General features: G+C 52.2%; 1 protein-coding gene (cut by a window edge). It reads left to right on the plus strand.

From position 1 onward, the window contains the following. On the plus strand, window positions 1-14,088 hold the start of the coding sequence (locus GWG06_RS00430) for a non-ribosomal peptide synthase/polyketide synthase (protein WP_160710766.1). Its footprint extends 19,506 nt past the window's final position; 14,088 of the gene's 33,594 nt are visible here — the first part of the coding sequence; its start codon is at window positions 1-3; its stop codon lies beyond the right edge, outside the window.

Consider the following 14,088-nt stretch of genomic DNA (forward strand, 5'->3'; position numbering starts at 1 on the left):
ATGTCAACTAACAGATCCCCGCTTCACCCCGCTCAGAAGGACATATACCTTGACCAGCTGATAAACGTTGGAAACCCGTATTATAATATCGGGGGATATACCAGGATTATTGGCCCGCTGGTAAAGGATAAATTCATCGCGGCTGTTAACACCGTTCCGGAAGTGTTTGACGCTTACCGTATGAGATTCGATATTGATGATCATACTCCGCAGATCTATTTTGATGATGATTACAGAAAGTTGGATATAAAAGAACTCGATTACAGCAAGGGAGAAGGCGAAGATGCTATATTCTCCTGGATGAGAGAACAGTTCAGTAAACCATTTGACCTCAGAAAAGGAAATATTCTTTTTGAACACTATCTGATAAAGCTGAAGGAAGATGAACATTTTTACTTCTTCAAATATCATCACCTGATCAGCGATGGCGTGGGCCTGGCTTCACAGAACCGTTATGTCGCCAGGAAATATAATACACTGCTCAATAATGAAGAGGATGCTGAATTTATGTTTTCTTCTTACCGTGAAGAAATAATAAAAGCAGCGGAATACTACCAGTCGGAAGATTATATTAAGGAAGGTCGTTACTGGAAAGAGAAGCTGGAAAAAAAGCCGCAGCAGCTGCTCCAACGCCGCTTCCATGATAACAGCCAGGATCAGAAACGTTGTGGTACTGTAGCGGTGGACTTAACACCGGAAGATATGGCGGTGCTGGAAGAACTGCAACAGCTTACAAAATCAAGCCTGCAGCAGCTGACCATCGCTGCGCTGATGATCTATTTCGGACAGACTACCGACCGTACTGATTTTATTTTCGGTATGCCGCTGCATAAAAGAAAGAATAAAAAACTACGTGATATTGTCGGCATGTTCACCGGTATCCTGCCTTTCAAGGGAGAATACCGCCCGGACATCACCGTGGAGGAACTGATAAAACAGATTGCCGCCTCACAGCGCGAAGATTACCGCTATAATAACTACCAGATAGGAGACCTGAGCCGCTATTTTAAAATCAACGCCACAGAAGAGTACCTGCTGGAAATCGTTATCAATTATGCGTACATCGATTTTCACATGGACTTCGGTGATAAACTGAAAGCCAGCTTTTACGAGCTGCCGAGTGGTTATGGCAGATACCCTATTGAAATATGGTGGAAGGACTTTGGAAAGCACCAGCCCTTGCAGCTTTCGGTGGACTACCAGTTGCAGTATTTTTCTGAAGAAGAAATGCAGCTGGTCGTACAAAGACTGCTCTTTATCATGTACCAGTTAAAGGATCAGATGAGCAGCCGTTTGCGGCAAGTAGATATTATTCCTGCTGCAGAACGTAGTCTGCTAGAGCGTTTCAACAGCCTGGAGGTAGCCTATCCGCATACCGGCACACTGATGGAAATCTTTGACGGGCAGGTGGCAACGAACCCTGATGCAGTAGCCCTCGTTTTTGAAGATGAGAAATATACCTACCGCGAATTGCAGCTTCGCGCCAATCGTCTGGCTCACTACCTCCGGGAAAGAGGCGTTACCGCAGATACCCTGGTGCCTGTTTGTTTTGACCGCTCTCCGGACATGGTCACCGCTATACTGGGTATTATGAAAGCAGGAGGAGCCTATGTGCCCATTGATCCGCAGTACCCGGAAAGCCGCATCAGCTACATGCTGGAAGACACCGGCGCTGCTATGGTGATAACAACTGCTGATCTTGCCGGCCGCTTCGGCTTTGCGCCGCTGCTGGAAATTATTCAGCTGGATGCGGACAAGGCAGCCATTGCCCTGCAACCGGATGCTACGCCTGTCAATATTGTACGTCCCGGCGATCTTTCCTACGTGATCTATACTTCCGGTTCTACCGGCAAGCCTAAAGGCGTAATGGTGGAACATGCGGGAATGCTGAATCACCTGTATGCCAAAATAAATGACCTGCAGATCACCCGTGATTCAGTTGTTGCCTTTACAGCTTCCTATACTTTTGATATTTCTGTCTGGCAGATCTTCTCTGCCTTATTATGCGGTGGTACTACCGTAATATACACTTCGCAGCTTATTCTGCAGCCGGCCACCCTGCTGAAAGCCATCGATGATGATAAGGTCACCATCTGGGAAATGGTGCCTTCCTACCTCGCTGCTGTATTGCAGGAACAGGTAGTGGCGCCGCTGGCAAGCCTGCAATACCTGATGGTTACCGGTGAAGCGGTGAGCCAGCCGCTGCTGGCGCAGTGGTTCAGACATGAAGTGTATGGCCGCATTCCGGTGGTTAACGCCTACGGACCTACGGAGGCGTCGGACGACATCTGCCACTATGTGATGCATGATACCCCGGAAAGCACCAATGTGCCGCTGGGCTATCCTGTTCAGAACACACGGCTGTATGTAACCGGCGATCAGCAGCTGTATCCGGTGGGTGTGGCCGGGGAAATATGTGTATCGGGCATCTGTGTGTCCAGGGGATACCTCAACCGCCCGGAACTGACGGCAGAGAAATTTACCGAAAATCCTTTTGACCCGGACTACGGATACCGTATGTATCGTACCGGTGATCTGGGCCGCTGGCTGCCCGACGGAACCATCGAATACCTGGGCCGCATCGATGACCAGGTGAAGATACGCGGCTTCCGGATCGAGCTGGGTGAAATAGAAACAGCGCTGCAGCTATGCGGTAATATCAGCCAGGCTGTAGTACTGGTGAAAACAGATGAAAGCGGCAACAAGCGGTTGGTAGGCTATGTGGTGGTATCCGGCACTTTCGATAAGGAGCGTGTAGTAGCGCAGCTGAAAAGCAAACTGCCGGAATATATGGTGCCTACTTTCTTCATTGAAATGGAAAGCCTGCCGTTAACGGCAAACGGGAAAATAGACAAGAAGTCATTACCTGATCCGGATACGGCGGCGTTGCTGACTACTACCTACCAGGCGCCCCGTAACAGAGCGGAAGAGGTACTGGCAGGCATCTGGCAGGAATTGCTGGGTGTACTACGGGTAGGGATAAACGACAATTTCTTTGAACTGGGTGGTGACTCCATCACCACTATCCAGGTGACCGGCCGCGCCAGGAGAGAAGGGGTCAGCCTGCAACCCAGAGATCTCTTCGCAAACCCGACTATTGCGGCATTGTCTGTGTTGCTGGAAACACGCAACGAGATACCCGCATTGGCCACGCAGGGTATAGTCGCCGGAAACAGTGGACTGCTGCCTGTTCAGCAACATTTCTTTGAAGCCGGATATACAGGTGCTTCCCATTATAATCAGCATCTCTTACTGAAAGTCAGTAAACATATTGAGGCAGATAAGCTCTCACAGGCTGTCAGAGCCCTTATACGGCACCATGATGCACTGCGCTTTGTTTATCATCCGGGAGAATCCTTGCCGGAACAGGTTTACGGCGATTATACCGGCGAACTAAGCGTTGAAGATCTGACAGCCGTTGAGGCAGCAGCATTGCCTGCAGCGCTCTCCGCACATACGGCACATTACCAGAATAGCCTGGATATAACAGCCGGCATCCTGGTGAAAGATGTATTATTCCTGCTGCCGGCATCAGAACAGGAGAACCGCCTGTTACTGATTATACATCACCTGGCCGTGGATGGCGTTTCCTGGCGGATATTGCTGGATGACCTGCAACTCCTCCTGGAACAGGAGAACGGATCCCTGGGCGGTAGTAAAACGGCTTCCTATGCGCAATGGTATCAGACATTATCTGATTACAGCCGGGAAACACGTTTGCTGCAACAGCTGCCTTACTGGGAAAATACCGTGCAGCACTATACGCCAATGCGTACGGATAACATACCTGCTGTCAGCGCCCGTACTGCGGACACAGGAAAGGTAACGGTAAGGCTGGATCAGCCCCGTACACGGCAACTGCTGCAGGATGCCCTGCAGGCATACCGTACAGATGTAAACGATCTGCTGCTGACAGCACTTGCAGTTTCACTGGCAGACTATAACCACCACCCGCTGGTTTCCGTTGGGCTGGAAGGCCATGGCCGCGAAGACATGGCGGCAGGTACGGATACTTCCCATACTGCCGGCTGGTTTACCACTATGTACCCCGTGTTGCTGCAGGTAGATGAAAAGGCTGCTGTATCCACCATCATCAAACAGGTGAAGGAACAGCTGAGGCAGGTACCGGCGAAAGGGTTGGGATTCGGTGTGCTGAAATACCTGAACAAGGCCGCCACCTTACAAACAAAAGATCCGTGGGATGTGGTGTTCAATTACCTGGGGCGACTGGAAACACCTGCCGGCGATACTGCAACGATATCCCCGCTGTGGGACACTTTTGGCTTGTCCGTATCCGAAGAAAGACCACTGCAGACCCCTGTAGAAATCAACGCTGTTGTCCGCGAAGGCATGCTGGAAGTACAATGGGATTACAGCAGCCTGCATTTCAATGCCAGTAGTATAGAACGGCTGGCAGCCTCGTTCCTCAGCAGACTGGAAGATATCATTGCGCATTGCGTTGCGCAGCAATCGGTGTCCTATACGCCATCAGACTTTGAACTGGCAGATGTAATAGGTGCGGAAGAACTGGATGCATTTCTTGATACCAACCGGAACGGCATTACCCGCAGAGATCAGCTGGAAAGTATAGCCAGACTGAGCGGATTGCAGACAGGGATGCTCTTCCATGGGCTGTACGACGGACAGGCAGGCACCTACGTACAGCAATTTTACTGCCGCCTGGAAAACCTGGATAAAGACCTGTTTATCCGGAGCTGGCAGCAGCTCATCAGCCACCACAGTATCCTGCGCAGCGGATTTTATCATAATGCTTTCGCAATACCGGTACAGTGCGCCTGGAAAGAAGCGGTATTACCGGTTACTATACTGGACTACCGCCATATGAACAGCGCTGCACAGGAAGATGCCATTAGGGTATATGAAGCGCAGGACAGACAGCAGGGTTTTGATTTTACCACAGTGCCTTTAATGCGTATCTGCCTGATACAACTACGCGACGACTATTATCATCTTATCTGGAGCTATCATCATATCCTGCTGGACGGATGGTCACTCCCCATTATACTCGAAGAACTGCTGCGTGCCTATGAATCACAGGCTACGGCAGCATCATTCCCGGTATTGCCAGGCTCCCGCTACGATGATTACCTGCGCTACATCTACAGAAGAGATCAGCAGGCGGATATTACCTACTGGAGCCAATACCTGGAAAATGCCGGCGACGGCTCCCTGCTGAGCTTTATCAGCACTACGGCCGACAGAAACAAGGGGGACGGGATATATGAAAAAGTAAAACTGCGCCTCAATGCAGCTACCTCCACATCGCTGGCGCAATTCGCCAACCGGCATCATATCACCCTGAATACCCTGATGCAGGGCGTGTGGGCGTACCTGTTATACCGGTACACCGGGAAAACCGATATTACCTACGGCGTAATTGTGTCCGGCAGACCGGAAGATTTACCAGGTGTGGAAAAGGGAGTGGGCATGTACATCAACACGCTGCCCCTGCATACTACCATCGATGAGTCTCAGTCCCTTGTAAGCTGGCTGCAGGCCCTGCAGCTGAACCAGATCGAAAGCAGGGAACACCAGTATACTACCCTCAATGAAATACAAAGACTGAATGGCATCACAGGAGATTTGTTCGACAGCCTTTTTGTTTTCGAAAATTATCCGGTCAGCAAAGTGCTGAATGAATATCCATGGAAGTTACGGCTGGACAATATCGGATTACATGAGCATACCAACTATCCGTTCAACATCATCATACAGGCAGCCGAAACTATTCAGATAGATTTCAGCTACAATGCCAGCATCTTACTGCCGGTGTATGCGGAAGCTATTGCTGCGCATTTCGAACAGGTACTGCACCAGTTTGCGAAGTCCGGCGATACCCGGTTGTCAGCCATTGAACTGCTGACCGGCAACGAACGTACACTGTTACTGGAAACATTCAGCAATGCCGGCAAAACAGCTCCGGCCGTGCATACGATACCTGCGGCATTCAGGGAACAGGTAGCCCTTTCTCCCGATGCTGCCGCCATTATTTTTGAGGAAGAAAGCATTACCTATCAGGAACTGAACCGCAGATCAGAAAACCTTGCGCACTTCCTGGTGCAGGAAGGGGTGCTGCCCGGCGACCTGGTGCCCGTATGCATGAAACGAAGCATAGACATGATGGTGGGTATACTGGGTATTTTAAAGGCAGGCGCGGCATATGTTCCCATCGATCCGGAATATCCGGAAGACCGCATTGCTTTCATGCTGGAAGATACTGCCGGAAATATCGCCCTGACGGATAACGAATGGCAGCCGGTATTTGCAGCCGCTGCCCCCCGTCTCAGGCTGATATGCACTGACAATATACCTGCAGCAGCTTCAGACAAACCTATTCATATTGAATCGCTGTCGGCCAATAGTCCGGCATACGTTATGTATACCTCCGGCTCTACCGGAAGACCCAAAGGCGTACTGGTCAACCACCGCAATGTGGTAAGCCTGGTAAAACAGGTAACCTACGTAACGCTGACCAGCAGGGATGTGATACTCTCCAACGGTTCCCCGTCATTTGATGCCTCTACTTTTGAATACTGGGGCGCCCTGCTGAACGGCGGGCAACTGATTCTCTGCTCTGATAAAAAATTGCTGGACAGCAGCCTGCTTAAAGCAGAAATACGCCGCCACGGGGTTACCAAAATGTGGTTTACCGCCAGCTGGTTCAATCAGCTGATAGACACTGATATCAGCCTGTTTGAAGGGCTTACTACTGTGCTGGCCGGCGGGGAGAAGTTATCCGAAGCGCATGTAAACAGACTCCGAAAAGCATTCCCGCATATTGATCTTATTAACGGTTACGGCCCTACGGAGAATACTACTTTCTCGCTTACCTTCCTGATAGATGGCCGGGAAAATATTCCTATCGGCCGCCCGCTGGATAACCGTACCGCCTATATCCTGGATGGTAGCCTGCGGCCCGTGCCTGCCGGCATTGCAGGAGAAATATACCTCGGTGGTGCAGGATTGTCGCTCGGTTACCTGAACCGCCCTGACCTCACGGCGGAGAAATTTATTCCGCATCCGTTTGCTGCAGGAGAGAGGTTGTATAAATCCGGCGACCTGGGTCGCTGGCTGCCCGACGGCAACATTGAATACCTGGGCCGTATAGACGATCAGGTAAAGATCCGTGGTTTCCGTATAGAACTGGGTGAAATAGAAAGTGTGCTGCAACAGAGTGAATATGTGAACCGCGCAGTAGTGCTGGCAGTCACTGATCCGCAAGGAACTAAAAGACTGGCAGGCTATATCGTGCCGGAAGGAGAATTTAACCGCGAAGGAATACTGACCTTCCTGAAAAGCCGGCTGCCGGATTATATGATTCCACTGATCTGGATACCGATGGAGCAGTTCCCGCTGAATAAAAACGGTAAGGTAGATAAGCGGGCATTGCCGGAAGCCACCACCGGTGTTACGGGATCAGATAATTATGTGGCGCCCCGGAATGCGATGGAAAAAGACCTGGCAGAAATCTGGCAGGATCTCCTGCGTGTACAACGGGTAGGTATATACGATAATTTCTTTGAGCTGGGCGGCGACTCGATCATTACCATCCAGGTAGCCAGCAGGGCCAAACGCCAAGGGTACGACTTACATCCGCGGGATCTGTTTACCTGTCAGCATATAGCGGCGCTGGCAGCTGTCCTGCTGAAGAAAAGCAGCGTGGCCGTGGCAGCCGAGCAGGGAACCTTATCCGGTTACAGTGGCCTGCTGCCCATCCAGCAATGGTTCTTCAGCATTGCTGACGCCTCGCTGTCACATTTCAACCAGCATCTCTTATTAAAGATTGATAGGCAGATCACCCCGGATAATTTATCTGCCGCCATAAAGAAACTGGTCGGCTATCACGATGCGCTGCGGTTTACCTATCAGCCGGCAGATAAAATACAGGAGTATGGCGCCTATGAAGGCAAGCTGGAAACTGTTGATCTGCGCAATGTTTCGCCGGACCAACTGCAGGAAGCAATAACTTCGGCAGCAGAAAAATACCAGCGCAGCCTTGATATTGAAACGGGAATACTCTTACGCACGGTGTTGTTGCTCACACCTGATAGTGAAGCACAGCACCGCTTACTGGTAATTGTGCACCATCTGGCTGTAGACGGTGTGTCATGGCGTATCCTGGTGGAAGATCTGCAGACGCTGCTGACCACCGGTATACCTGCTGCCGCCACGGAAGTACTGGGTGCAAAAAGCAGTTCCGTGCGTCAATGGCATGATGCACTCACCGCCTATGCAACGGATCAGCGGCTGACAGATCAGCTCCCGTACTGGGAGCAGGCAGGCAGTCAGGCTGCTCCGTTGAAAACGGATTATTCCTATACCGGCAACCTGACCTATGCAGATACCGGCAACTGCCTGGTTAAACTGGATAGCGTACAGACACGGAGGCTGCTGCAGGAGGTACCGAAAGCCTATCATACAGAAATCAACGATATATTACTGGCAGCACTGGCGCGTACCCTGGCTGCGTGGAACGGTCACAGTACAGTGACTATCGGCCTGGAAGGCCATGGGCGTGAAGATATTGCACCCGGCATTGATACCAGCCGCACCATAGGATGGTTCACCAGCCTGTATCCTGTTTCCCTGGATACATCGGCTGCCGGCCATACTGCCGGTATTATCAAAAGCGTGAAGGAACAGCTGCGGCTTATTCCGCAGAAAGGGATCGGCTACGGTATCCTGCGGTACATCAGCAAAGCAGCTTCGCTGCAGCAGCAATCGTGGGAGGTTGTATTCAATTACCTGGGGCAGATGAACAATGTGCTGGCCGGCAATGACATCCTGCAGGGAAGCGGAGAGAACGGAGGCGCGCCGGTAGGAGATCATTTTGCAGTACCCAACAAACTATATGTCAACAGCATCATCAACGATGGTGAGCTGGAAATTGACTGGCGCTACAGCCGCCGGCACCTGTCTGCAGAGAGCATGGCATGGTTGTCTGCCGAATACCTGGTGCAGCTGCAGCTGATGATCGATCATTGCGCGGCACAGGAAGAAAGCGCCTGGACGCCAGCTGACTTTGGCCTGGGAGGCATTGCAGACTACCGTGAGCTGGATGCTTTCCTGGATGGCATGGATGGCCCTGTATCCCGCAGGGCTGCTATAGAACGTATTTATCCGCTCAGCGGCCTGCAGGCGGGCATGCTTTTCCACGGATTGTATGATGCCGCAGCAGGCGCTTATGTAGAGCAGTTATCTGCCCGCATCGGTGCGCTGGATGAAAAGCTGTTTGCTCAAAGCTGGAATGTCCTGCTCCGGCAACATACTATTCTGCGCAGCGCTTTCTACTACGATGTATTTAATCTGCCTGTGCAGTGCGTACGTAAAGAAGTAACCTTACCGGTAACAGTACTGGATTACCGCACACTGGATACCACCGCGCAGCAGCAGGCAATGGAAGATTATACGGCAGCAGACCGGCTCCGGGGCTTCGATTTTGCCGCTGCACCACTCATGCGTATCACCCTTTTCCGTCTGGCGGATGAGCAATACCGGTTACTGTGGAGCTTCCATCATATTCTGCTGGATGGCTGGTCTTTACCTGTTCTGCTGGAAGAACTGCTGCAGACCTATGAGCTGCTGGCCACCGGCCAGCCGGCGCCGGTGATGGCAGAAGACCGCTACGAAAATTATATCCGGTATATCAGCCGGCGCAACAAGGTACAGGAGGCCGCCTACTGGCAGCAATACCTGTCCCCGCTGGAAGAAGCCAGCCTGTTACCTTTCATCCATACAGGAGAAGGGCATGGCAAAGGACTGGGTAGCTACAAGGCATTGTCCATACAGCTGGATACCAACGTTACTGCTATGCTGACCACTTACGCGCAACAGCAGCGCATCACCCTCAATACCCTTGTGCAGGGCGTGTGGGCGTACCTGTTATACCGGTATACCGGCCGCCGCGACGTCGTATTCGGCGTTACTGTTTCCGGCCGGCCGGAAGACCTGCCGGGCGTAGAACGTGGAGTAGGGATGTATATCAATACGATTCCGCTGTATACGAAAATAGAGAAGGGACAGGGTGTGGCGGCATGGCTGCAGCAATTGCAGGCCGGCCAGCTCCGGAGCCGCGAGTATCAGTATTCTGCCCTGAATAACGTACAGCGCTGGAGCCCTGTGTCCGGTGAGTTGTTCGACAGCATCCTCGTATTTGAAAACTATCCGGTAGATGAAGTGCTGTTGTCTCAGCCCTGGAAGTTACAGCTCAGCGGCGCCGATGTGAAGGAACAGACCAACTATCCGCTCAGCATCACCGCAGTAGCAGGAGCGGATATCAATATCCGTTTTGAATATAACACCGCTGTATTGCCGGAAGAAGCTATCAGCCGCATGGCTGCTCATTTTCAGCATACCCTCCTGCAAATCGGCGGGCAGCAGGCCGTGATGACGGATGATATAGACATTTTCCCTGCTGCAGAGAAACAATGGCTGCTGTCAGGTATGCAGGAAAATGCTTTCCCTTATCCGGCAGATAAAACCCTGACGGATCTGTTTGAAGCACAGGCGCAGCAGTCGGCCTCATCTGCCGCCGTCATTCACAACAACCGCCGGATGACCTATGCGGAGCTGGATGCCCGATCCAACCGGCTGGCGCATTACCTGTGCAGCAAAGGCGCAGGTGCGGACACACTGGTGCCGCTGTTCATAGAACGCTCTCCGGAAATGATTGTGAGCATGCTGGCAGTGCTGAAGGCTGGCGCAGCCTATGTGCCGGTGCATCCGGATTATCCGGCAGAACGTATTGCTTACCTGCTGTCTGATACTTCAGCCACCATCATACTCAGCAGCGCTCAGAGCGCGCCGCTGTTACCAGCCACTGATATAACGGTTATACAGGCAGATGATACCGCACTGTATGCGGCTTATCCCGATACGGCGCCATCAGTGCCCCGGCATCCGTCATCGCTGGCCTATGTGATCTATACCTCCGGTTCCACGGGTCTGCCGAAAGGTGTGCTGGTAGAACACGGCAGCGTGGTGAACCTGGTAGCCTGCCAGGGAGCTAAGTTTGGCATAGATCATACCGAGAAGATCCTCCAGTTTTCCAACTATAATTTCGATGCTTCCGTAGAACAGATTTTCCTGGCCTTGTTCAACGGCGCTACGCTGGTGCTGCTGGATGAAGCTACCCGCCTGGATCCTGCGGCACTGGAAACATTGTTGCAACACGAAGGCATCACGCACCTGCATGCTACCCCCGGCTTCCTGGAAACGCTGACAGCAGGTAAATATCAGCTGAAGCGGGTTATCTCCGGAGGCGAATACTGCCCGTCCTCGCTGGCAGAGAAATGGAGCCGCTACGTTCCCTTCTATAACGAGTATGGCCCTACGGAAACTACGGTCACCTCGCTGGAATATCTGTATGTACCCGGTGCATCGCAGGAAGAAGGCGTGCCTGTTGGCCACGCGCTGGGCAATACTCCCATATATCTGCTGGACAACGAACTGCGGCCGGTGCCTGCCGGCATAGCCGGCGAGCTGTACATCGGCGGTGTACAGGTAGCGAGAGGTTACCTGAACCGTCCGGAACAAACGGCTGCCAGCTTCCTGTCTGATCCGTTTGTGGCGGAAGGGCGGATGTATAAAACCGGTGATATCTGCCGGCTGCTGCCTGATGGCAACATCGTATACGTAGGCCGTAATGATGACCAGGTGAAGGTGCGCGGCTACCGTATAGAGCTGGGTGAGATAGAACACGCCATCGGACAGAGTGGCCTTGCAGTCCGTAATGTGGTGCTGGCGCGTGCTGACGATAAAGGCAATAAACGTCTTATCGGGTACATTGTACCTGCAGACAACTACGACCGCGATGCCCTGACCGCCTTCCTGAAAACACGCCTGCCGGAGTACATGGTTCCCGGCTGGTGGGTGGTGCTGGACAAGCTGCCGCTGACAGGTAACGGTAAGATAGACAAACAGGCATTGCCGGAACCGGATGCCGCCGCGTTATCAGCGAATGCATACGTAGCGCCGCGCAATGAAACAGAAACTGCGCTGGCAGCTATCTGGCAGGATCTGCTCAGTGTAGGGCGTGTAGGCGTTCACGATAATTTCTTTGAGCTGGGGGGGGATTCCATCATTTCTATCCAGGTGGTAAGCCGCGCAAGAAGAGCCGGATATAAGCTCAATCCGCGCGATCTGTTCACCGGCCAGACCATTGAACGGCTGGCTGCTTTACTGAGCGTGCAGCAGCACGACGCCGTGACAGCAGAACAAGGTGTGCTGTCAGGTGAAAGCGGACTGCTGCCGGTACAGCAATGGTTCCTGGAAACTGCCGGTCATACCGCCTCTCACTATAATCAGCATATGGCGCTGGCCATCAGTAAACAGGTGAGCCCGGAAAAACTGGCTGCTGCTATTGACGGGCTGGCCCGTCAGCACGATGCTTTGCTGTTCACTTATCAGGCAACTGCCACCGGATGGAGGCAGGAGTATACCCGGCGGGCTGCAGACCTCGAAGTGGTGGACCTGCAACATACAGGCACTGACTGGCTGTCCGCTGCAGATAACCATCTGGCAGACCTGCAGTCACGTATACAGCCTACAGAAGGAAAACTGCTGCAGGCAACCTTACTGCTGACACCTGCCACAGAACAGGCCAACCGCCTGTTACTCGTCATTCATCACCTGGTGGTGGATGGCGTATCGTGGAGGATTCTTACAGACGACCTGGAATTATTGCTCCGGGAAGAAGTTGTACCGGGCGGTAAAACCAGCTCCGTGCGCCAGTGGTACAACGCGCTGGCTGCCTATGGAACACGCCGGCAGGTATTGTCACAGGAAGCCTGGTGGAAGAAGACGATGCAACAACCGGCTCTCTTGCACACTGATTATACTTCAGATGAGCAACTAACGATATCGGATATACGTAATTATACGGTAAAGCTAAGCCGTCAGGCTACCCTGCAACTGCTGAAAGAAGCGCCGAAGGCTTATCATACAGAAATCAATGATATTTTGCTGTCTGCCCTGGCAGCTACGCTTGCCGCACATAATAACAGCGATGCGGTACTGATCGGGCTGGAGGGCCATGGCCGCGAGGCAATAGCTGCTGATACAGATACCAGTCATACCGTAGGATGGTTTACAACCATGTATCCTGTGCTGCTGGAAGTGAATAAGGCATCTTCCACAGCAGATCATCTCAAAAATATAAAAGAGCAGCTGCGCCGTATACCGGATAAAGGTCTTGGCTATGGCGTACTGAAGTACATCAGCAGAATGACATCCCTGCAGAGTAAAGATCCCTGGGAAGTGGTGTTCAATTATCTCGGACAACCAGGTGGAACTGCGCAGCAGGAACTGCTGGCAACACCGCTGTGGGAACACTTCGGGTCTTCCGCAGCTGCAGACTTCCCCGTGGATGGCAAACTTGCGGTGAACAGTATCGTTACCGGCGATGAGCTGGTATTATACTGGAGCTACAGTGAAAAACATTTCCATGCAGATAGTATTACCCGACTGGCTGCAGATTATATTCATCATCTGGAAGATATTATACAGCATTGCGTTTCGAGGGAGACGGCCGTATATACACCAGCCGATTACGGGCTGGGTGATGTTATCAGCTACACCGAGCTGGATCATTTCCTGGAATCGGATTACCAGGGCCTTCCCCGCGGCGCACAGGTGGAAAGCATTGCCAGGTTAAGCGGCCTGCAGGAAGGTATGCTCTTCCACAGCCTATACGACGCTGCCGCAGGCGCTTACGTGGAGCAGTTTTCCGCTGAACTGAAAACACTGGATATAGCGGCGTTTATAGCCAGCTGGCAACATCTGGTAAAACAACATACCATCCTGCGCACGGCCTTTTACTATGATGTATTCCAGGTACCGGTGCAATGTGTATACCATGATGCCCGCATCCCGCTGGAGACAGTGGATTGCCGTATGCTGAATACCGCGGAACAGCAGGAGGCCCTGAAGGTATACCAGGACGCTGACCGCAGAAAAGGGTTTGATTTCACCACAGCGCCGTTAATGCGTATCTGCCTGATGCAGCTCGATGACCAGCGTTATACTTTCTGCTTTACTCATCACCACATGTTGCTGGATGGATGGTCT

The sequence above is a fragment of the Chitinophaga solisilvae genome, from assembly GCF_009928525.1.
Taxonomy (GTDB): Bacteria; Bacteroidota; Bacteroidia; order Chitinophagales; family Chitinophagaceae; genus Chitinophaga; species Chitinophaga solisilvae.